Origin of the sequence: Microbispora sp. CSR-4, assembly GCF_008033685.1 — a bacterium.
In the GTDB taxonomy this organism is placed as follows: Bacteria; Actinomycetota; Actinomycetes; order Streptosporangiales; family Streptosporangiaceae; genus Microbispora.
In genome coordinates this window covers 1-22444 of the sequence record NZ_VJVX01000084.1, presented here as the reverse complement: position 1 = coordinate 22444, position 22444 = coordinate 1, and the positions used below count along the sequence as shown (strand labels likewise).

At 72.8% G+C, this 22444-nt stretch carries 17 protein-coding genes and 1 tRNA gene; 15 read left to right on the top strand and 3 right to left on the bottom strand.

The features are described 5' to 3' along the window. The first annotated feature begins 262 nt into the window (after window positions 1-262). From FLV34_RS43505 to FLV34_RS36665, 14 genes are all read left to right on the top strand, one after another. Complete coding sequence (locus FLV34_RS43505; protein ID WP_369074163.1) at window positions 263-883, top strand: ATP-binding protein; 621 nt, start codon at window positions 263-265, stop codon at window positions 881-883. A 65-nt stretch (window positions 884-948) separates the two neighbouring features. Next, window positions 949-1025 (top strand) — tRNA-Met (locus FLV34_RS36725). A gap of 81 nt (window positions 1026-1106) precedes the next feature. Continuing rightward, window positions 1107-2636, top strand: a complete 1530-nt coding sequence (locus FLV34_RS36720) for a CdaR family transcriptional regulator (protein WP_142650675.1) — start codon at window positions 1107-1109, stop codon at window positions 2634-2636. A 116-nt stretch (window positions 2637-2752) separates the two neighbouring features. Continuing rightward, the gene (locus FLV34_RS36715) at window positions 2753-4006 is read left to right on the top strand and encodes an FAD-binding oxidoreductase (protein ID WP_147945317.1); all 1254 of its coding nucleotides are present in this window, start codon (window positions 2753-2755) and stop codon (window positions 4004-4006) included. 101 nt (window positions 4007-4107) lie between these two features. Next, window positions 4108-5175 carry a DUF917 domain-containing protein gene (locus FLV34_RS36710; RefSeq protein WP_142620277.1) on the top strand — a complete coding sequence of 356 codons (1068 nt, stop codon included), beginning with the start codon at window positions 4108-4110 and terminating at the stop codon, window positions 5173-5175. Then, window positions 5172-6740, top strand: coding sequence for a hydantoinase/oxoprolinase family protein (locus tag FLV34_RS36705; protein ID WP_147945316.1), 1569 nt, complete (start codon window positions 5172-5174; stop codon window positions 6738-6740). Before FLV34_RS36710 ends, FLV34_RS36705 begins: the two co-directional genes overlap by 4 nt. Window positions 6741-6757: 17 nt before the next feature. After that, on the top strand, window positions 6758-8392 hold the full coding sequence (locus FLV34_RS36700) for an ABC transporter substrate-binding protein (RefSeq protein ID WP_142650672.1): 1635 nt from the start codon (window positions 6758-6760) through the stop codon (window positions 8390-8392). Between the two features lie 2 nt (window positions 8393-8394). After that, complete coding sequence (locus FLV34_RS36695) at window positions 8395-9411, top strand: ABC transporter permease (protein WP_142650671.1); 1017 nt, start codon at window positions 8395-8397, stop codon at window positions 9409-9411. Beyond that, window positions 9408-10265: an ABC transporter permease gene (locus FLV34_RS36690; protein ID WP_142650670.1), complete on the top strand. Its 858-nt coding sequence runs from the start codon at window positions 9408-9410 to the stop codon at window positions 10263-10265. The genes FLV34_RS36695 and FLV34_RS36690 overlap by 4 nt, the downstream gene beginning before the upstream one ends. A gap of 73 nt (window positions 10266-10338) precedes the next feature. Continuing rightward, complete coding sequence (locus FLV34_RS36685; RefSeq protein ID WP_147945315.1) at window positions 10339-11157, top strand: ATP-binding cassette domain-containing protein; 819 nt, start codon at window positions 10339-10341, stop codon at window positions 11155-11157. Then, complete coding sequence (locus FLV34_RS36680; RefSeq protein WP_142650668.1) at window positions 11154-12137, top strand: ABC transporter ATP-binding protein; 984 nt, start codon at window positions 11154-11156, stop codon at window positions 12135-12137. The genes FLV34_RS36685 and FLV34_RS36680 overlap by 4 nt, the downstream gene beginning before the upstream one ends. Further along, window positions 12121-13578, top strand: coding sequence for a CdaR family transcriptional regulator (locus FLV34_RS36675; protein ID WP_142650667.1), 1458 nt, complete (start codon window positions 12121-12123; stop codon window positions 13576-13578). Before FLV34_RS36680 ends, FLV34_RS36675 begins: the two co-directional genes overlap by 17 nt. Before the next feature lie 97 nt (window positions 13579-13675). Continuing rightward, window positions 13676-15673: a hydantoinase/oxoprolinase family protein gene (locus FLV34_RS36670; protein ID WP_142650666.1), complete on the top strand. Its 1998-nt coding sequence runs from the start codon at window positions 13676-13678 to the stop codon at window positions 15671-15673. Further along, complete coding sequence (locus FLV34_RS36665) at window positions 15673-17382, top strand: hydantoinase B/oxoprolinase family protein (protein WP_147945314.1); 1710 nt, start codon at window positions 15673-15675, stop codon at window positions 17380-17382. Before FLV34_RS36670 ends, FLV34_RS36665 begins: the two co-directional genes overlap by 1 nt. 9 nt (window positions 17383-17391) lie before the next feature. Here FLV34_RS36665 and FLV34_RS36660 read toward each other — a convergent pair whose 3' ends face one another. Then, the gene (locus tag FLV34_RS36660) at window positions 17392-17763 is read right to left on the bottom strand and encodes a DUF742 domain-containing protein (protein ID WP_244312750.1); all 372 of its coding nucleotides are present in this window, start codon (window positions 17761-17763) and stop codon (window positions 17392-17394) included. After that, window positions 17760-19772 (bottom strand): nitrate- and nitrite sensing domain-containing protein, encoded by a 2013-nt coding sequence (locus FLV34_RS36655; protein ID WP_147945313.1) that lies wholly within the window; start codon window positions 19770-19772, stop codon window positions 17760-17762. Before FLV34_RS36655 ends, FLV34_RS36660 begins: the two co-directional genes overlap by 4 nt. A gap of 175 nt (window positions 19773-19947) precedes the next feature. Here FLV34_RS36655 and FLV34_RS36650 point away from each other — a divergent pair, with 175 nt between their 5' ends. Then, on the top strand, window positions 19948-21543 hold the full coding sequence (locus tag FLV34_RS36650) for an ABC transporter substrate-binding protein (protein WP_142650663.1): 1596 nt from the start codon (window positions 19948-19950) through the stop codon (window positions 21541-21543). Between the two features lie 5 nt (window positions 21544-21548). On the opposite strand, the gene FLV34_RS36645 is transcribed toward FLV34_RS36650, so the two are convergent. After that, window positions 21549-21944, bottom strand: coding sequence for a hypothetical protein (locus FLV34_RS36645; RefSeq protein WP_147945312.1), 396 nt, complete (start codon window positions 21942-21944; stop codon window positions 21549-21551). Window positions 21945-22444 lie beyond the last annotated feature (500 nt).

Here is a 22444-nt window from a genome sequence, read left to right as displayed (position 1 = left end):
CGCCGGCCTGTACAAGGAGCGGAACACCGTCGAGCGCCTGATCAACAAGCTGAAGGCCTGGCGAGGCATCGCCACCCGCTACGACAAAACCCCTGCGAGTTACCTCGCCGGCCTCCACCTCCGCGCCGCGATGATCTGGATCAGAGACCTCACCCAGGCCACCCCTTGATCACAACCAAATACACGCCCTAGATGCGGGTGGCCGGATCCGTTTCTTCGCCGTCCGGCGCCGTCGCGGCTGGGTCTTCACCTGGCGGCCCTGGTGGGCTCGGCTGTGGCGGCGCAGCGGTTGGGTCGTCGCCCGCGCCCGCAACGTCGCCGACGTCATCCTGGCGGAGGTGTCCCCGTGAGAACTGGCGGGCACAGCGCCGGGACCAGGAGCGATGCGTCGTACGGCACGTGGCGGTGGGAGTTCCACGAAGTAAACAGGTCCGTCTCGGCGGCCCGCGAGTGGGCGCGGGGGCTGCTGGCCGGGCAGGTCGCGGCCTCGGTCCTCGATGATGTGCTGCTCCTGTTGAGCGAGGTGGTCACCAACGCGGTCGCGCACACCGACTCGGGCCGTGCCGCGGACGGGCGGGTGGTGGTCTGGATGGTGCGCACCCCCGCGGCCGTGCATGTGGAGGTGGTCGACGGCGGCTCGGTCACCAGCACACCTGTGATGCGTGTGCCTGACGCCGGCGACGACGGAGCACGAGGTTCTGTGGCTCGTGGATCTGCTCGCCGTCGCCTGGGGCGCCCATCGGGACGACGCCGGGGGATCGGTATGGTTCCGGGTGGCTGCGCACCCATGACACAGGCCCGGATGTCCGTGACGCGCTGTGGTAGGTCAGGTGAGCATGTGGCCGCTGTTCCGCTGATGCACGATGTTTCGGCGTCGGCGTGAGCGTCGAAGGGCGGGAAACGATTTGGCACCCGCTCCCGACAGGGGGTAAGATTCAAACACAACGACGCGGGGTGGAGCAGTTCGGTAGCTCGCTGGGCTCATAACCCAGAGGTCGCAGGTTCAAATCCTGTCCCCGCTACCAAGAGACGAAGGCCCGGCCTCCGGAAAACGGAGACCGGGCCTTCGGCGTTCCACGGGGTCCGGTCCGGTGCGGGAGTAACGCATGATCACGTTGGATCGCCTGGTCAACGTGCTGGGCGCGTACGGCGTGCGGCTGTGCGGGCGGCCCGAGAGGCGCTCGGCGCGGTTGCGCAGCGTGGCGATGCCGGACGCCACCGACGGCCGGGTCACCGGTGACGTGCTCGTGGCCGTGGGCGCCGGGTCGGTGACCGAGGCGGTGCGGTGGGCGGTCGCGGCGCAGGCCGCGGTGGTCCTGGTGCGAGCGGGCGCCGAGACCGCCCGCGAGGCCGCCGTGGCCGGCGAGAGCAACGACGTGGCGGTGCTGCTCGTCGATCCCGCGGTCTCCTGGAGCCACCTCGTCGGCGTGGTCTACGGGCTGGTGCTCGAAGGGCGGGAGACCGAGTCGGGGCGGGGGCCCACGGACCTGTTCGCGCTGGCCGACAGCCTGGCGGACGCCGTCGGCGGGGCCGTGACCATCGAGGATCCGCTCTCGCGGGTGCTCGCGTACTCCCGGTCGCAGCAGGCGGGCGACCCGGCCCGGCTGGAGACGATCCTGGTGCGGCAGGTCCCGGAGCGGCTGCGCGAGGCATTCCGGGAGCGCGGGGTGTTCGCCCGCCTGACCGCGACGGACGAGCCGATCTTCGTTGAGCCGGACCCGTCGCACGGCATGACCGGGCGGATGGCGGTGGCGGTGCGGGCAGGCCGCGAGCTGCTCGGGTCGGTGTGGGTGACGTGCGGCAGCCCCCTGACCGGCGCGCGGCACACCGCGCTGGCGAACGGCGCGCGCACCGTGGCGCTGCACCTGCTGCGCTCCCGGGCGAGCGCGGACCTGGAACGGCAGGTGGAGTCCGACCTGGTCGTACGGCTGCTGGAGGGCACCGCCGACGCGGCGACCGTGGTCAGCCGGCTGGGGCTGCCCACGCGGGAGATGCGGGTCGTCGCGGTGCGCACGCACACTTCCGAGGAGCCGCACGCCATGCTCCTGCTGGCCTTCGAGAAGGCCACCACCGGGTTCGGCTGGTCCAGGCCCGGGAGGAGCGCGCTGCTCGGCGACACGCTCTACACGCTCCTGCCCGGCGCGGGAGCGGAGGCGGCACGGGAGTGGGTGGCCGCGCTGGCGGCCGGGCTGCCGCCGAGGGTGCGCGTCGCGGCCGGGATCGGGGCGGCGGCCCAGGCGGCGGAGCTGCCGGCGAGCCGCCGGGAGGCGGAGGAGTGCCTGGCGCTGCACGAGAGGGACGCCTACCGCGCCGAGCCGCCTGCCTACGACGAGTCGTGGGACGACATCCTGCTCCAGCGGTTGCGCGCCGCGGCCCGGGCGGGCCGCGTCCCCGCGCGCGGGCCGGTGAGCGCGCTGCGCCGGCACGACGCCCTCCACGACACCCACTACGTGGCGACGCTGCGGGCGTGGCTGGAGGCCCAGGGCGATCTCGTGGCCGCCGCTGAACGGCTCGGCGTGCACGCCAACACCGTCCGCAACCGCCTGCGCCGGATGAGCGAGGTGACCCCGCTGCACCTGGACGACCCGCGCAAGCGCCTCGCCATGGTCATCACGCTGGCGGCCGAGGACGAGTAGCGGGCTGTCCGGAATCCACAACAGGAGCGCCTCGATTGTGCGTCCGCTACAACGGCGCGCGGCGCCGTACGGGTGATGCTGGCCGGGCAAGCAGTCGTCCTGTGTGGAGGTGGGGCATGTCCGAGCGCGTCGACGCGTGGCCGCGGTCGGTCGTCGTGGTGGGCGCGGGGATCGTGGGGCTGTCCACCGCGTGGTTCCTGCAGGAACGCGGTGTGGAGGTCACCGTGGTCGACCGCCGGGGCGTGGCGGCCGGCGCGTCCTGGGGCAACGCGGGCTGGATCGCGCCCGGCCTGGCCATCCCCCTGAACGAGCCCTCGGTGCTGCGCTACGGCCTGCGCTCGCTGCTCAACCCGGCCGCGCCGCTGCACGTCCCGGCGACCGTCGATCCGGGGCTGTGGGCGTTCCTGACCCGTTTCGCCGCCAACTGCCGTTGGTCGTCGTGGACCCGGGCCGTGCGCGCCAGCCTGCCGCTCAACGAGGAGTCCATCGAGGCGTACGAGGTGCTCGCCGCCAACGGCGTGGCCGCCCCTGTGGAGGACGCGCCGATCACGGCCGGGTTCCGTACGCCCCGCCAGGCCGTCGGCCTGCTCCACGAGCTGCGCAGGATGGCCGAGGCCGGGCAGCCGGTCGACCACACCGCGCTTGACGCGCGGCGGCTGGCCGAGGCCGTGCCGCTCGCCTCGGAGGCGCTGACCGCGGGCGTGCGGATCGACGGGCAGCGCTACGTCGATCCCGGCCGCTTCGTGCACGCGCTGGGCGAGGCCGTCGTCGCCCGGGGCGCGGCCGTGGAGACCTTCGAGGTCACGGACGTGCGTGGCGACGCAGGGAAGGCCGTCGTGGCGGGCCGGGACGGCGCCGCCCTGTCCGCCGACGCGGTGGTGCTGGCCACCGGCGCGTGGCTGTCGCGGCTCGCGGGCCGGTGGGGCGTACGCGTCCCCGTGCGGGCCGGCCGCGGCTACTCGTTCACCGTGCCGGTGGACCACCCCGTCCCCGGCCCCATCTACCTGCCGGACGTGCGGGTGGCGTGCACGCCCTACCAGGGCGGGCTGCGCGTCGCGGGCACGATGGAGTTCCGCGACCCGGACGCTCCGGCCGTCGAGGCCCGGCTGCGGGCGATCATCGCCTCGGCCCGGCCCCTGCTGCGGGGCGTGCGCTGGGAGGAGCGCACCGACGTGTGGGTCGGACCCCGGCCGGTCACGCCGGACGGGCGGCCCCTGATCGGCGCGACCGGCGCCCCGGGGATCTACGTGGCCGGCGGGCACGGCATGTGGGGCATGGCCCAGGGCCCGGCCACCGGACGGCTCCTCGCCGAGCAGATCACCACCGGCAAGCAGCCCGCCGTCCTGCGGGAGTTCGACCCGCTGCGCTGATTCCGGCAAGCGTGCTGTTGTCGTGATACGACAACAAATGTCCGACTGATGGTCGCCGGTGACATTGATGCAGGACCGCCCGGTGGTGAAGGCTCCCCCGCATGCAGGCCCGCATCACACTGGAGGACGTCGCCGCGCTCGCTCGCGGCTGCGCGGTGCTCGGCACCGGCGGCGGCGGAGACGTCCGCCCGGGCGCCATCGCCGCCCGGCGCGCGATACGCGAGCACGGCGAGGTGCCGCTGATCACCCTGGACGAGCTGCCCGACGACGCCCTCGTGCTGCCGTTGTCCGGAATCGGCGCACCGACCGTCAGCAACGAGATGGTCCACGGCTCGGACGAGCCGGTGAGGATCGCCGAGGAGATCGAGCGCATCTTCGGCCGGCCGCCCGCCGCGGTCATGTCCTCGGAGATCGGCGGCGGCAACGGCGTCGCCCCGGTCGCCTGGGCGGCCAGGCTGGGGCTGCCGCTGCTCGACGCCGACGCGATGGGCCGGGCGTTCCCCGAGGTCCAGATGGTCTCGATGTACGTGGCCGGGATCCCGGCCAACCTCGTGGTCATGACCGACGTCGTCGGCAACGTCGTGACGATCCGGCCGGTCGACGGCCTGTGGTCGGAGCGGATCGCCCGTGCGGTCTGCGTGGCGGCGGGATCGAGCGCCCTGATGGCCGACTACGTGCTGACCGCGCGCGAGTGCGAGGGCGCGGTGATCGAGGGCACGGTGAGCCGGGCCATCGCCGTCGGCCGGGCGACCGAGGGCGCCGCCGACCCGCTGGCCACCCTGACCGCGGAGCTCGGCGCCGTACGGCTCATCTCCGGCAAGCTGGCCGACCTGGAGCGCAGGACCACCGGCGGGTTCGCCCGGGGCACGGCGACGATCGAGGGCACCGGCGACGACCGGGGCAGGACGCTGACGCTGGAGATCCAGAACGAGAACCTCGTCGCCGTCGAGGACGGCCGGGTCAGGGCCATGGTGCCCGACCTGATCACGGTGGTCGACAGCCAGACGGCGACGGCGATCCAGACCGAGGGGCTCCGGTACGGCCAGCGGGTGACCGTGCTGGCCTGGCCCTGCGACCCCCTGTGGCGTACGCCGAAGGGCCTGGAGACGGCGGGCCCGCGGGCGTTCGGCTACGACATGGACTACCTGCCGGTGGAGAAGATCGCATGAGCGAGCGGACCGGAGAACACCGTACGACGCTGCGGGTCGGCATCGACGTGGGCGGCACCAACACCGACGCCGTGGTGCTGGACGACGACGACCGCGTCATCGCGACCGCCAAGCGGCCCACCAGCCCCGACGTGACCGAGGGCCTGCGTGCCGCGCTCGACGCGGTGCTCGCCGAGCTGCCCGACCCCGCGATGGAACAGCGGGTGAAGCGGGTGATGCTCGGCACCACCCACGCGACCAACGCCATCCTGGAGCGGCGCGCGCTCGGCCGGGTGGCCGTGCTGCGGCTCGGCGCCCCGGCGACCACGTCCGTGCCGCCGCTCAGCGAGTGGCCCGGCGACCTGCGCGACACGGTCGCGGCCGGAACCGCGATCGTGCGCGGCGGCTACTTCGTCGACGGCCGTGAGATCGCGCCTCTCGACGTGGACGCGGTGAGGAAGTTCGTGGCCACGACGCCCGCCGACGCGATCGCCGTCGCCGGCGTCTTCAGCCCGGCGAGCGCCGACCAGGAGAACACGGTCGCCGAGATCATCCGGGCCGAGGTCGGCGACGTGCCGGTGAGCCTCAGCCACGAGATCGGCTCGCTCGGCCTGCTGGAGCGCGAGAACGCGACCGTGCTCAACGCCGCCCTGTACGGCGTGGCCCGCGATGTCACCGCCGCGCTGCGCGAGGCCCTCACGGCGCGGGGCCTGGAGGTCGAGACGTTCTTCGCGCAGAACGACGGCACGCTGATGGCCGTCGACTACGCGGCCCGCTATCCGGTGCTGACCATCGGCTCGGGGCCGGCCAACTCGCTGCGCGGCGCGGCGTACCTGTCGGGCGTGACGGACGCGATCGTCGCCGACGTCGGCGGCACCTCGACCGACCTCGGCGTGCTCGTGGGCGGCTTCCCGCGGGAGTCGGCCGCGGCGGTGGAGATCGGCGGCGTCACGACGAACTTCCGGATGCCCGACATCCTGTCCATCGCGCTCGGCGGCGGCACGATCATCGGGGAGGAGCCGCGGTCGGTGGGCTACCGCATCGGCACGGAGGCGCTCGTCTTCGGCGGCTCGACCCCGACCATGACCGACGCCGCGGTGGCGGCCGGGCGGGGCACGGTCGGCACCCGTCCCGTCCCCGAGGAGTGGCGCGAGCGGCTGGCCCAGGCCGTACGGGCGGCCGATGAGGCCGTCGCGGACGCGGTGGACCGGGTGGCGCTCGGCCGGGCCGACCGGCCGCTCGTGGCGGTCGGCGGCGGCGCGTTCCTGCTGGCCGACGAGGTGCCGGGGGCCCGCGAGGTGATCCGCCCGGCGCACGCGGAGGTGGCCAACGCGGTGGGCGCGGCCATCGCTCTCGCCAGCGGAAGGATCGAAACGATCGTTCCGGCTACTGGAGGTGGGAGCTCCAGGGCTAGATTGATCGACAACGCCAAGGAGGAGGCGGCCGCACGGGCCGTCGCCGCCGGGGCCGACCCTGCAACCGTTCAGATCGTCGAGCTCAGTGAGATCCCTCTCAGCTACCTTCCTGAGCCCGCGGTGCGCCTGCACGTCAAGGCCGCCGGCCCCCTCGCCCGGCAGGCCGGATAGGAAAGGAACTCCCTCACATGCGCTGGCACAAGCGACTTCTCGCCGCGGGGGCCGTGGCCGCCGTGACCGTCACCGCCGCGGCCTGCTCGGGCGGGCAGGTCCGCGGCGCCGCCGACTCCGCTCCGCAGTCCGGCTCCTCGGCGGGCGCGGCCGGAGGCACGGCCGACGACACGTTCACGTACGTCCCCAACCTCGATGTCGTCACAGACTGGGACCCCGCGAGCTCGTATTCCAACGAGAACATCGCGATGGAGAACATCTACGAGTCGCTGACCCGCTACAACCCGCAGACGAAGAAGGCCGAGCCCCGGCTGGCCTCCTCGTGGACCTCCTCGCCCGACGGCAAGAAGTGGACCTTCACGCTGCGTGAGGGCGCGAAGTTCCACACCGGCAAGCCGGTGGACGCCGCCGCCGCCAAGGCCTCGATCGAGCGCACGATCAAGGAGGGCCAGGGCGCCGCCTACATCTGGGGCGCGGTCAAGAAGATCGAGGCCAAGGACGCCACGACCCTCGAGTTCACGCTCAAGTACCCCGCGCCGCTCGACCTGATCGCCTCGGCCGGCTACGCGTCGTACATCTACGACACCACGGCCGCCTCCGGTGACCTGAAGAAGTGGTTCGGCGAGGGCCACGACGCGGGCTCCGGGCCGTACACGATCGACACCTGGCAGAAGGGCAAGGAGACCGAGCTCACGCTCAAGGCGTTCGACGACTACTGGGGCGGCTGGGACGGCGCCCACTACAAGAAGATCGCCTACCGGGTCACGCCCGAGCTGACCACCGCCTGGCAGCTGCTCCAGCGCGGCGAGGTGTCGTTCGTCCAGCGGCTCAACGCGCAGCTGTTCGCCCAGGCGGGCAGCACCGACACGGTGCAGACCTCGCAGACGCCGTCGTTCCAGAACCTGCTCGTGCTGTTCAACACGGCCGACGGCCCGCTCAAGGACGTGAAGCTGCGCCAGGCCCTGCAGAAGGCGATCGACTACGACGGCCTCGTGGCGGCGCTGAAAGGCGCGGGCGTGGCCGCGAGCGGACTGGTCCCCGAGGGCCTGCTCGGCAACATCCCCGGGATGACGCCCAAGCAGGACCTGGCGGGCGCCGAGGCGCTGCTCAAGGAGGCCGGCTACGGTCCCGGCGGCAAGCCGCTCGACCTCACGCTGACCTACGCCCAGGGCGACGCCGACCAGGAGCTGCTGGTCACGCTGCTCTCGTCGGCGCTCGACAAGCTGAACGTGAAGCTGTCGGCCAAGCCGCTGCAGTGGACCACGCAGTGGGACCAGGGCAAGGCGAAGGACCCGTCGAAGCGCCAGGACATCTTCGTCATGTACTGGTTCCCCGACTACGCCGACGCCTACTCGTGGTTCATCAACGTGTTCCACAGCGAGAAGGACGTGCAGTTCAACCTCTCCTACCTGAAGGACCCGGCGATCGACAAGGAGATCGACGAGCTGCCCGCGCTCACGGCGACCGACCAGGCCGCCGCCGAGAAGGCGTACACCGACCTCCAGAACAAGATCATCAATGAGCAGGCCGCGGTGGCCGTGCCGTACGTGCAGAACTACCAGCGGGCCTACTCCAAGTCGGTCCAGGGATACGTGGACAACCCGGCCTATCCCAACGTGGTGTTCGTCTACGACCTGAAGCCCGGCGCCTGATCATGCCGAGGTATCTGATCCGCCGGCTCGGCCAGGCCGTCCTGGTCGTGGCCGGCGTGATCGTCCTCACGTTCGCCATCATGCGCCTGGTGCCCGGCGACCCGGCCGTGGCGTACGCCGGGCCGAAGGCGACGGCGGCCGAGCTCGCCGATGCCCGGCGGCGGTTCGGCCTGGACGACCCGCTGCCGGTGCAGTTGTGGAAATACGTGCGCGACCTGCTGGGCGGCGACTGGGGGACCAGCCTGCACACCCGGCAGCCCGTGCGCGACGACCTCCTCCAGGCCTTCCCCGCCTCGCTGGAGCTCGTGGGCGCGGCCCTGATCATCGCGCTGGTCGTGGGGATCCCGCTGGGGATCGCCGCGGCCCGCTACAAGGGCCGGCTGCCCGACCTGTCGGTGCGGCTGTCGTCGATGCTGGCCGTGTCGGTGCCGGTGTTCTGGCTGGCGCTGGCACTGCAGACGGTCTTCGCCAGCGGGCTCGGCTGGTTCCCCGTCGCCGGGGAGTACGACGCGTCGCTCGACCGCACCAGCCCGCTGCACCTCTACACCAACATCACGGCCGTGGACGCGCTGATCACCGGCAACTGGCCGATCCTCACGAGCACGCTGGCCCACATGGTGCTGCCCGCCCTGGTGATCGCGGCCTACCCGGCCGGGGTGGTGGCCCAGATGACCAGGGCAGCACTCATCGAGGAGTCGTCGCGCGACCACGCCCGGCTGGAGCGCGCGCTCGGCTTCGGCGAGACCGCGGTGCTCACCCGGTTCGCCCTGCGGCCCGCGCTGAACCCGGTGCTGTCGCTGATCGCGCTCGTCTTCGCCTACTCGATCGTCAACGGCTTCCTCGTGGAGGCCGTGTTCAACTGGCCGGGTCTCGGACGCTATGCCGCCGACTCGATCCGCTCGCTCGACACGCCCGCCATCGCCGGGGTGACGCTGCTGGTCGCCGTGCTGTACGTCGTCGCCAACCTCGTCGTGGACCTCCTCCAGGGCGTGGTCGACCCGAGGGTGAGGGCGCGATGACCGCCCCGGCCGTGACCACGTTCCGTCGTACGCCGCTGCGGCACCTGGCGGGGGTGGACCGCCTCGCGGTGGCGGGAGGCGTGCTGCTGGGGATCATCGTGCTGGCGGCGCTGCTCGCACCGTGGATCGCCCCCTATCCGGACGACGGCGGCTCGGCCACGCATCCCCTGGAGGCGCTGCTCCCGCCGAGCGGCGCCCACTGGTTCGGCACCGACCAGGTCGGCCGCGACGTGCTCAGCCGGGTGCTGTTCGGCGCCCGCACCTCGCTGCTGATCGCCGTCGCGGTGCTGGCGATCTCCGGCGTGGTCGGCGTCGGCCTGGGCGTGGTCGCCGGGTACGCCGGCGGCTGGGCCCGCGACGCGATCATGCGGGTGACCGACGTCTTCCTCGCCTTCCCCGCGCTGCTGCTGTCGCTGGCGCTCGCCGTGGTGCTCCAGCCGAGCGTGACCACCGTGATCGTGGCGATCGCGGTCACCTGGTGGCCGTGGTACGCCCGGCTCACGGCGTCGGTCGCCGCGTCCGTGGCGACCCGGGGCTTCGTGGACTCGGCGCGCTGCCTGGGCGTGCCCGCACCGCTCATCGTGCTGCGGCACGTGCTGCCGAACTCGCTCACGCCGGTGCTGGTCCAGTTGTCGCTGGACGGCGGCGGGGTCATCCTCACCGCCGCCGCGCTGTCGTACCTCGGGCTGGGCGCCCACGAGCCGACCTCGGAGTGGGGGCTGATGGTCCAGCAGGGCCAGTCGCTGTTCACCACCGACTGGTGGGTGGTGACCTTCCCCGGCCTCGCCATCCTGGTCACCGCGTTCTCGTTCAACGTGCTCGGCGAGGGGCTGAGGGCGAGGCTGTCGCGATGAGCGAGCGTAGCGAGCGAATCAATAGGCACAGCGTCTGGCGCATGCCACTCCGAGCCGAAGGCGAGGAGGGCGCATGAGTCTGATCAGCGTGAGAGATCTCGTCGTGCGGATCGGCGACCGGGTGATCGCCTCGGTGCCCGAGCTGGACGTCGCCGCCGGGGAGTGCGTGGCGCTCGTCGGCGAGAGCGGGTCGGGCAAGACGACCACTCTGCTCAGCACGCTCGGCCTCGTCCACGGCGCGGACGTCTCCGGGCGGATCACCGTCGGCGACGTGGACGTGCTCGCGGCGAGCCCGGCCCGGCTGCGGGAGATCCGCGGGTCGCGGGCCGCCCTGGTGATGCAGAGCCCGCAGGCCGCGCTCAACCCCACCATGCGCCTGGGCACGCTCATGCGCCGCGCGCTCGCCCGCCACGGCGTCAAGGGCGCGGACGCGCGGGAGCGGGCCGAGGAGGGGGTCCGCGCGGTGCTGCTCGACCCCGAGATCCTGCGCCGCTATCCCCACCAGGTCTCCGGCGGGCAGGCACAGCGGTTCGCCATCGCGCTGGCCCTCGCGCTCGGCGCGGAGGTCCTGCTGGCCGACGAGCCGACCAGCGCGCTGGACGTCACCGTGCAGGCCGAGGTGGTCGCGGTGCTGCGCCGGCTGCGGGACGAACGCGGCCTCGCCGTGCTGCTGGTCTCCCACGACCTCGCGCTGGTCTCCACGATCGCCGACCGGGTCGTGGTGATGCGCGACGGCGCCGTCGTGGAGAGCGGGCCGGCCGCCGAGGTGTTCGCCCGGCCGAGCGACCCCTACACCCGTGAACTGATCGCCGCTGTGCCCGAACTGCCAGAAGAGACCGTGCCTGCACTGCCTGACGAAGCACTGCCTGACGAAGCCGAGGAGGGGGCATGACGCTGCTCGCCGCCGAGGGGGTCACCCTCGCCTACGGCACGACGGCGGTGGTCCACGACGTGAGCCTCGCCGTGGACGAGGGCGGAGTGGGACTCATCGGAGAGAGCGGCTCGGGCAAGACCACGCTCGCCCGCGCCCTGCTCGGCCTCATGCGCCCCCGCTCCGGCACCATCCGGTACGGCACCGGCGACCTGGCCGGGCTCGGCAGGGCGGGCCGGGCCGAGTTCCGCCGGGCCGTGCAGCCGGTCTTCCAGGACGGCAGCGAGGCGCTCGACCCCCGCATGACGGCCGGGGCGTCGATCGCCGAGGCGCTCACCACCCACCACCGCATGTCCAGGGCCGAGCGGGCCGACCGGATCGCCGCGCTCCTCACCGACGTGGGACTCGACCCCGCGATCGCCGCCCGCAGGCCGCACGAGATGTCCGGCGGCCAGCGGCAGCGGGTGGCCATCGCCCGGGCACTGGCAGTGGAGCCCCGGCTGCTGGTGCTCGACGAGCCCACGAGCGCGCTCGACGTCACCGTGCAGGCCAGAATTCTCGACCTCCTGGAGCGGCTGGCCGCCGAGCACGGGCTCGGCTACCTGCTCATCACGCACAACCTCGGCGTCGTGGGGCGGCTGTGCCGTACGTCGTCGGTCATGTTCGCCGGACGGGTCGTCGAGTCGGGCCCGACCGGGGAGCTGCTCACCCGGCCGGCCCACCCGTACACCCGGGCGCTGCGCGACGCGGTGCCGCGCATGGGCGGCGAGCCGCCGCGCGCGGCGGGGCGGACCGAGGCGGCCGCGGCGGCGACGGGGTGCCCGTTCCGGCTGCGCTGCCCCCTCGCCGTGGACCGCTGCAGTGCGGAGGCACCGCAGGCGCGTGAGGTCGAAGGGCGTAAAGTGGCATGTCATCGCGCGGAGGAGGTGCTGCACACCCCGGCCTCCTCGGCTCCGCGCGTCCCCCACGGAGGTGAGGCCCCCGATGCGCCGCGTCAGTGACCTTCTCAGGACGCCCGCGGGCCGCAGGCTGACGCTCGTCGCCGGTCCCTGGGACGCCCGGGAGGTCGGCAGCGTCGTCCTCGTCGACGAGATGCGCGAACTGACCACGGCGGCCCCCGGCGCGCTGGCGATCCTGTCGCGGCACGCCATGCGGTCGTGCGACGTGCTCGACGCGCTGCGCCTGGCCGGGCGCGGCGGCCTCGCCGGCATTGTGCTGCCCGGCCCTTCGGGCACGACGCGGGAGATCGTGGAGCTGGCCAGGCGGGAGCGGGTCGCGCTGCTCGCCGGCGCCTCCGACCACTCGCTGTCGGACACCGTGCTCGGTCTCAGCGCGGCCGTACGCGCCGATCCCGGGCTGCTGCTGCGCCGTACGCGTGAGGCGATCGACGGCATCGGCGCGATGGAGGGCGCGGGGGAGGAGGACATCCTGCGCGCGGCGTCCGCCTCCGTCGGCGTCTCGTACGTCGTCGCCGGCCTGGCCGACCCGGGAGCCAACGCGACGGTGATCCGCGTCGGCGGCCGGCCGGACGGCTACGTGTGCTGGGACGGCGAGGACCCCGCGGCGGCGATCGTCGCCCAGGTCGTCGCGACCACGCTCGGCCGGGTGCGGGCGGCCGCGCGGGAGGCGGAGGCGGCCCGCGAGCGCGCGCTGCTGGCCCTGCTCGGCGCCAAGGACACCCGCACCGCCGCCCGCCGCGCCCGGCACGAGGGCGTCCCGGTGGACGGCTGGCACGTCGCGGTCTTCCTGCGCGACCCCGGCGGCGACATGAGCCCGGGTGCGGCGGATCCGGTGCTCCGCGAGGTGCGCGGCACCGTCGCCGCGTGGCCCGGCGCGCTCGGCGCCGGCGGGACGGCCGAGCTGTCCGCGCCGCCGCTGGTCACCCGGTGGCAGGACGGCGTGCTCGTGCTCCTCACCGCCGACGAGCGGACGACGCTCAACCTTCCGAACTCTCAGCGGCCGCCGAATCAGTGGCCGCCGGCGCTGCGCCGATCCGGCGTGGGGGCGGGGCTCGGCACCTGCCAGGAGGGGCCCGACGGGCTGCGCCGTACGGCCGCGCAGGCACGGGCGGCCGCCGCTCGCGCCGCGGCCGGGGAGGTCGTGCGGTTCGACCGGCTCGGGGTGCACGCGCTCCTCGCGGAGCTGAGCGGCAGCGACAGCGCGCTGGTGGCCGCCAGGGACATGCTCGCCCCGCTGGAACGCCTCGGGGCGCTCAGCGCCCACGCGGTGCCCACGCTGAAGGCATACCTGGACAGCTGGGGCTCCCGCACCAGGGCGGCCGAGCTGCTCAACCTGCACCCCAACGCGGTGGCCCACCGGATCAGGCGCATCGCCGAGGCGCTCGACGCCGATCTGTCCGACCCGCAGACCCGCTTCGCGCTCCAGCTCGCCTGCCACGTGGTGCTCGACCACGACTGTCTCGCGGTGACTGTTTCGCGGTGACTGTTTCGGGGTGACTGTTTCGAGGGGACAACAACCGTGATCTCGTCGTCGTGAGGGCACATCGACGCGGCCCCCGGCCGCATCTACGTTGCCTGGCATGACAACGGTCATCGGAGTGGACGTCGGCGGCACCTTCACCGACCTCGTCCTCCACGACGCCGCGACCGGCGAGATCAGGGTCGCGAAACAGCCCACCACGCCGTCCGCGCCGGAACGCGGGGTCCTCGCCGCGGTCGACGCGGCGGTGCCCGCGGATCTGCTCGCCCGCTGCCGTCATTTCGTGCACGGCACCACCGTGGGCCTCAACGCGCTGCTCGAACGGCGGGGCGCGACCGTCGGCCTGATCACCACGGCCGGGTTCCGCGACGTGCTGGAGATCCGCAGGGGCGACCGCGACGACCCCTACGACCTGTTCTGGACCCCTCCGCCGCCGCTCGTGCCCCGGCGGCTGCGCCTGGAGGTGGCCGAGCGGGTGGCCGCCGACGGCTCGGTCGTACGCGACCTGGAGCCGGAGGACGTGCGGCGGGCCGCCGAGACGTTCGCCGCGGAGGGCGTGGACGCCGTGGCGATCGTGCTGGTCAACTCCTACGCCAACCCCGCGCACGAGGCGCGGGCGGCCGAGCTGCTCAGGCAGGCCGGGTTCGCCGGGCCGGTCTCGCTGTCGCACGAGGTTTCGGGCGAATACCGGGAGTACGAGCGCACCTGCACCACGGTCGTGGACGCCTTCGTCCGCCACCGCATGGGACCCTACCTGCATAATCTCGACCGCGAGCTGCGCGCGAGGGGGTTCGCGGGCGAGCTGCTCGTGACCCGGTCCGGCGGCGGCGCGCTGGCACTGGCCGAGGCCGCGGCCCGGCCGTTCGAGACGATCCTGTCCGGCCCGGTGGCCGGGGCCGCCGCCACCGCCCGCCTGGCCGCTTCCCTCGGCATCGGCACGGCCGTCGCCGCCGACGTGGGCGGCACCAGCTTCGACACCGCGCTCATCGAGGACGGGCGGCTTCCGCTGCTCTACCAGGGCGAGGTCGTCGGCCTGCCGCTGCAGAGCCCCTGGGTGGACGTGCGGTCGGTGGGCGCGGGCGGCGGCTCGATCGCGTACGCCGACGCGGGCGGCCTGCTGCGCGTCGGCCCGCGCAGCGCGGGCGCCGACCCCGGGCCCGCCTGCTACCAGCGCGGCGGGACCGAGCCCACGGTGACCGACGCCGCGCTGCACCTCGGCATGATCCCCCGCGGGCACATCTCCGGTGGCATCGAGCTGTCCGAGGACGCGGCGGCCCGCGCGCTGGCGCCGCTCTCCGGCCCGACCGGCATCGACGGCGTGGACGCGGTCGCGGTCGGCGTGATCAAAATCGCCGCCGCGCACATGGCCCAGGCCGTACGCGGTGTGACCGTGGAGCGGGGCGTGGACCCGCGCGGCGGGGCGGTCGTCGCCTTCGGCGGCGCGGGGCCGGTGTTCGGCTGCCTGCTCGCCGACGAGCTCGACGTCGACACCGTGGTCGTGCCGCCCAACGCGGGCAACTTCTCCGCCGTCGGCCTGGTGCAGGCCGACATCGTGCGGACGGCCGCCCGCACGATGGTGCGCCCGCTGGACGACGAGGCGCTGCCGCTGGTCGAGCGGGTGACGGAGACGCTGTTCGAACGGCTCGCGCAGCCCGGGGCCGTACGCGAGGTGGACCTCGACCTGCGCCACCGGGGACAGGAGCACACGCTGACGATCCCGGTGCGGCTGGGCGAGGACGACGTGGCGGCCGTGTCGGCCCGGTTCTCCGAGGCGTACCACCGGGCCTTCGGCCACACCCTGCCCGACCCGCTGGAGATCGTCACCGTGCGGGCGACCGGCCGGGTGGTCCTCGACGCGGACCGCCCGATGGTGCCGGCCCCGCCGTCCGGCGAGAGCGGTCGGGGGACGACGCGGCTGTGGTCGTTCCGCCGGGGCGCCTGGACCGAGGCCCCGGTCGTACGGCGGGAGGACCTGGACGGCGTGGCCGAGGGCCCGCTGCTGGTGGTTGAGCCGACCGCGACGACCTATGTCGACGCCGGATTCGCGGCGGAGGCGCACGAGAGCGGCTGCCTCGTGATCACACGGAAGGACCGCTGATGACCATCGTCCGCACCCGATACGCGGAGGTCCACCCCGGCCTGGGCGACGGCGCCGACCCCGTCACCACGGAGATCATCCGGCAGGGCCTCAACGCGGCCGCCGACCAGATGAAGCAGTCGCTGATCCGCACCGCGTTCTCGCCGATCATCTACGAGGCGCTCGACTTCGCCGTCGCCTTCTACGACGCCGACATGTGCATGCTGGCGCAGGCCCCGACGCTGCCGGCGTTCATGGGCACGCTCGGCTTCTGCGTGCGGGAGGCCGTCGAGGGCGTCGGCGGCCCCGCCGCGCTCAGCCCCGGCGACGTGATCCTCTACAACGACCCGTACGGCACCGGCTCCCACCCCCAGGACGCGGCGATGGTGGTGCCGATCTTCCACGACGACACGCTGGTCGCCTACTCGGCCATCAAGGCCCACTGGCTCGACATCGGCGGCAAGGACCCCTACTGCACCGACACGGTCGACGTCCACCAGGAGGGCACGATCTTCCCCGGGGTCAAGCTGTACGACGCCGGGCGGCTGGTCAGCGACGTCTACCGGATGATCCTGGCGAACAGCCGGATGCCGGAGATGGTCATCGGGGACATCAACGCGATGGTGGCCGGGGCGCGCACCGGGGCGGAGGCCCTCGGCGCGCTGGTGCGCAGGCACGGCCTCGACACCTTCCGCCGCTGCGTCGCCCGCATGTACGCCCACGGCGAGGCGCTGGTGCGCGGCTGGTTCGAGCGTCTGCCCGACGGCGTCTACGAGGCGTCCAGCGTCATCGACTCCGACGGTGTGAACGGCACACCGATCCCCTTCGGCGTACGGGTCGTCGTGGAGGGCTCGTCGGTGACCGTCGACCTGACCGACTGCCCCGACCAGGTCGGCGGGCCGGTCAACTGCCCGCTGCCGTCCACGGTGGCGGCCGTGCGGATCGCGGTGGCCTTCCTCGCCGGGGCGGGCGAGCAGCCCAACGAGGGCCACTTCCGCCCGTTGGAGCTGGTCACCCGGCTCGGCTCGCTGTTCCACCCCGTGCGGCCCGCGCCCTGCTTCATGTACGGCATCCCCTCCGACCACGCCATCGAGCTGATCATCAAGGCGCTGGCGGAAGCCGTGCCGGAATCGGTGCCCGCCGCCAGCGGCGGTGACATCAACGCCCTGGTGTGGTGGGGCAACCGCGAGGCGACCGGCGAGCCGTGGGCCGACGGCGCGCCCCACCCGGTGGGCCAGGGCGCCTCGCCGTCGGGCGACGGCGCGAGCGCGCTCATGTACATCTCGGAGTCGGCCACCCGCTTCACCCCGGCCGAGGTGTGGGAGGCGCGCAACCCCTGGCGGATCGAGCGGCTCGCCCTGGCCGAGGACTCCGGCGGCCCCGGCCGGCACCGCGGCGGCCTGGGCCTCGACCTGTCCTTCCGCATCCTGGAAGACCAGTACCTCACGTCCGGGCTGGCCAGGACCGCGCTGGAGCCCTGGGGCCTGAAGGGCGGCCTGGCGGGGCGGCCCAACCGGCTCACGGTCGAATATCCCGACGGGCGCACCGAGGACTTCTCGCTGAAGACGCGGATCTTCCTGCCCAAGGGCGCGGTCGTGCACCTGCGCACCGGCTCCGGCGGCGGGTACGGCCCGCCCGAAGAGCGCGACCCCGAGGCCGTACGCGCCGACCTGCGGGAGGGCTACATCACGCCGGAGCACGCCGCACGGCACTACCCGCACGCGCTGTGACGCGGCGGGTCACAGCGCGCGCAGGCCGCTGATCACCTCGGACAGGATGCCGGGCGTGGGGAAGCGCGCGACGTTGGCGGGTGGGCGCACCTGCACGAGCCCCTGCTCGTGGAGGTCGCCCACCAGCACGCGTACGACGCCGAGCGGCAGGTCGATCGCCGCGGCGATGTCCGCCAGCGACGCAGGGCGGGCGCACAGGCTGAGGATCATCCACTGTTCGGGACCGAGGCTCACCGGCGTCGGCCCGCCGGTCGCGGTCACGATGGCGACGAGGTCGATCTCCTGGCTGGAGGGCCGCACGCGTCCGCGGGTCAGGGCGTAGGCCGGCACGATCGGCCCGGCCTCCTCGTCCAGCCACTGGTCCTGCATGCGTTCGGTCACTTTCGGTCCTCCTCGCCGGTGTTCTCGTTCTCCTGCGACCCCCGCTGCAGCGAGGCGAGGATGATGTCCTCCGGGGTGACCTCTCCCGCGGCGAGACGGGCGAGATCGGGGTCCTTGGGGCCCACCATGAGCCCGGATGGGATCAGCACGATGGCGGTCGTTCCTCCGTAGGGCGAGGGCCGCAGGGTCACGCGGATGTCCCGGCGTGCGGCCAGGCGCGCGACGACGAACAGCCCCATGCGGTCGGTGTCCGCGATGTCGAACTCCGGCGGGTCGGCCAGCCGTTCGTTCAGCTCGTCGAGCCGCTCCTTGGTCATACCGAGCCCGCGGTCCTCGATCTCGACCGCGAAGCCCATGCCGACGAGCTCCCCGCGCACCGACACGGAGGTGTGCGGCGGCGAGAAGATCGTGGCGTTCTCGATCAGCTCGGCGATGAGGTGGATGACGTCGGCCACCGCGGCGCCGTCGAGCCCGTGGTCCTCCATCGGCAGCACGTTCACCCGGGCGTAGTCCTCCACCTCGGCCGCGGCCCCGCGTACGACGTCGTACATCGGGACGGGCTTGCGCCAGGCGCGGCCGGGGGCGTTGCCCGACAGAATGATCAGGCCCTCGGCGTGGCGGCGCATGCGGGTCGTCAGGTGGTCGAGCCGGAAGAGCTCCTCCAGCATGTCCGGGTCGGTGATGTGCCGCTGCATACCGTGCAGCTGGGTCCGCTGCCGGTGCAGCAGCGTCTGGCTGCGCCGCGCCAGGTTGAGGAAGACCTGGCTGACACCCCGCTGCAGGCGGGCCTGCCCGATCGCGGCCTCAACCGCGGTCTCCTGCACCGTCGAGAAGGCCCGGCCCACGTCCTGGATCTCGGCGGTCCCGCCCACGGTCTGCAGCGGGGGCGCCTCGGTGGCCACGTCGACGTCCTCGCCCCGCTTGAGCTTGACCATCACGCCCGGCAGCCGCTTGTTCGCGAGGTCGAGCGCGGCCTGCCGCAGGTCGGCCAGCTCGCGGGCGATCCGCCCGCCGACCCGCAGCGAGATCAGGATCGAGGCGATGACCGCGAGAAGCCCGAAGCCTCCGGCCAGCACGGCCCGCCGCAGGATCGAGTCGGCGATCGGCGCGGCGCGCTGGGCGAGCAGGGCCGCCGCCTCGGTCTGCGCCTTCTGGAACGAGTCGGCCAGGTCGTCGGAGGTCGACTGCCACACCCGCTGCGTACGCGCCGAGAGCCTGGGCGCGGCGATGATCTGCTCTTCCTGCAGCCGCAGCCGCTGGTAGAGCGGAGTCGTGATCAGGTTGACGTGGAGCTGCCGCAGACCGGCGTCCAGCTCGGGCAGCGCCTGGTCGATGAGGAAGCGGCGGTTGCCCACGAGCTGGGTGAACAGCTTGCGTTCCTCGTCGGTGAAGCCGCCGGACGGGCCGACCGCCGCCGCCAGCGCCTGCTCGCGGGTCAGCAGCTCCTTGGCGTACCCGAGCGAGATCACCACGCGCGACTGCTGGTAGATCGGGATGTCGTCGATCAGCGCCAGGCTGTAGTGCATGCGGTAGATCGAGTCGCTGACCAGGTTGTAGGTCTCGATGGCACGCAGCCGCTCGGACAGGCCCTCGTCGACCTCCGCCCGGATCTCGTCGATCCGGCTGAGCCCCGACAGCATCTCGTCGACCTGCGTGCGCATTTCCGGAGTGGTGGCCGCGCGGGAGGCCCTCGACAGGGCCAGCGTGCGGACCTGCTCCCTGGTCTTGCTCGTCCGCTGGCGCTGCAGGACCATGGCGTCGCGGTCGGCCGACCGGTGCGAGCCGAGATAGCGCGCCGTGGTCAGGCGCTCGGCCTGAAGGTCGACGATCAGGGAGTCGGCGGGCCGCCGGAGCGTGGACCACAGCGTGTTGTAGGTGCGCAGGCTCAGGCTCTCGCTGATCGTGACGCCGGCGGTCACAGCCCACAGGGCGATCAGTGAGAAGAGTGGTACGAGCAGCAAGCCGATGAGCCGGGACCTGATCGGCCGGTCACGCCTGCGCGGACTCATGGCACCTCGCCCAGTGAGGGACAAGCCTCACATAAAACCTTTTTGCGACAGGGATAGAGACTAGCAGCGAGGTGCGCCGGATGAGGGCCCTGTGATCGGTTGGCCCGAAATATCGTGTCCAATCGTGATCTTGCAGTAGCGTCGATCATGGTAGACACGGAAAGGACCCGCACGCATGCGCCGCTTACTCGTGCTGGGAGTGATGGCCGTGCTGGCCCTGGCAGGCTGCGGCGGAGGCGAGGTCCGGGAGATCTCGGCCGCGAACCTCCCCTCGACGAAGGACTCCACCTTCGTCTACCTGTCCAATCTGGACATCGTCACCGACTGGGATCCGGCGAGCTCGTACTCCAACGAGATCATGGCGATGCAGAACATCTATGACTCGTTGACGATGTACAACCCCCGGACGCGCCGGGCCGCGCCACGCCTGGCCGAGCGCTGGCAGTCGTCGTCCGACGGCAAGGTCTGGACCTTCATCCTGCGGTCCGGCATGGTCTTCCACACCGGGCGGCCGGTGGACGCCGCCGCGGTCAAGGCGTCCGTCGAGCGGACCAAGCGGATGGGCGCGGGCGCGGCCTACGTCTGGGACTCCGTCCAGCAGATCACGGTCAAGGACCCGCTCACCGTGGAGTTCCGGCTGAAGTACGCCGCCCCGCTCGACCTGATCGCCTCCGCCGACTACGCCGCGTACATCTACGACACCCAGGCGGCGGGCACGGGCGACCTCAAGAAGTGGTTCCAGGCCGGCCGCGACGCGGGCTCGGGGCCCTACACGGTGGCGAGCTGGAAGAAGGGCCGCGAGAAGGAGCTCGTGCTGCGCGCCTTCGACCGCTACTGGGGCGGCTGGGAGGGCCCGCACTACCGGAACATCGAGTTCCGCGTGATGCCCGACCTCAACCGGGCCTACCAGTTGCTGCTGCGCGGCGAGGCGAGCTTCGTGGAGCGGCTGAACCCCGATCTCTTCCGCCGGGCCCGCGGCACCGCGGGCGTCCGCACCCTGCAGGTGCCGGCGTTCCAGAACATGCTCGTGCTGTTCAACACCGCCTCGGGCCCGCTGACGGACGTACGGCTGCGCAGGGCGGTGCAGAAGGCCATCGACTACGACGGCCTGATCACCGCGCTCAAGGGGGCGGGGGCGCCGGCCTCCGGCCTGGTCCCCGAGGGCCTGCTCGGGCACCTGCCCGACTACACCCAGAAGCAGGACCTGACCACGGCCGCCCAGCTGCTGAACGAGGCGGGGTACGGCCCCGGCGGCGCGCCCCTGCGCCTGACACTGACGTACGCGCAGGGAGACGACGACGAGGAACTGCTCGTACGCAAGCTCAGGAGCGCACTGGCCGGGCTGAACGTGGAACTCGACGCCAAGGCCATGCAGTGGAACGACCAGTGGAACCTGGGCAAGTCCGCCGACCCGGCCAAGCGCCAGGACATCCTCGTCATGTACTGGTGGCCCGACTACGCCGACGCCTATTCGTGGTTCCTGAACGTCTTCCACAGCGCGGAGCCGGTGTCCTTCAACCTCACCTACCTGAAGGATCCGAACGTCGACGCGAGGATCGACCGTCTGCCGTCACTGGTGGCGAACGACCGTTCCGCGGCGGAGAGGGCGTACACCGAGCTCCAGAGGACGCTCATCGGAGAGAAGGCCGTGGTGGCGGTGCCGTGGGTGGCCAACTATCAGCGGGCCTACCTGGGCAACGTTCAGGGGTACACCGACAACCCGGCCTACCCCAACGTCGTCTTCGTGCACGAGCTCATCCCGGGCGGCTGAGCCGCTCAGCCCCGCAGGCTGCGGCTGACTCCGCCGCACACGGCGCCGCGGGCGGCGCGGGACCGGCGGGGCGCCGTCGGCTCGTCGAGGTGGGCGGGCATGGCCTGCGCGGCGACGGCGTCCGACAGGATCCGCTGCGCCTGCTCGCCGTCGGGAAGCTGCCCGTGCTCGGCCAGCTCGTGCTGGAGGAAGGTGAGCGCGGCGGGGTGCCCGGCGGCGTCCGCGGCCACGGTGGCGCGGGCGGCGGTCAGCAGAGCGAGGTAGTGCGAGCGCAGGATCGCCTCACGGGTGCGCAACTGCTCCAGGTCGTCGAGCAGGGAGTGCGCGAGCTCGAGCAACTCGCTCGGCCGCGGCGGCTCGGCGGTGATGTGGGCGCGGATGTCGTCGAACTCCGACCGCATGATGATGGCCACCTCCAGCGACGGAAGTCCGGGCGGCCGGGTTGGCGCCGTACGGGGACTTCCGCATCGTCTTCGTAGCGCGCAGCGATTGCGAGCGGCTTGACGTTCGGTTGCGTGGGAAGGCGGCGGTCACATCGAGCCGCCGCGGTACGCGGGGAAGACGGCCGTGCGCGGCTGTCGTTCCTCACGTGGTTCCTCCCCGATCGTCCGTGCCGTCCCGGCTGATCGCCGCGGCGCTAAGTAGATGCCTGAGAGACGGATCTGGTTGTCCCCGCACGCTCGCCCGTTTTGCCGCGTATGGTGACCCGGGCGCGCCCCCGGCCCCGACCTGCGAGAACGTACGGGGGCCAAGCCGGCGCGGCCGGGAATAGCCCCCGCAGCGGGGGCGTTGTTCTCGAACCGGGTCATGGCGGTGCCGGATCCTGGTAATCTTGTGGTGTCGGCGCGGTTCGGCGCACTCCTCTTCGATCACTTCGGTGGTTGTCTTGCGTGTGCGCGGG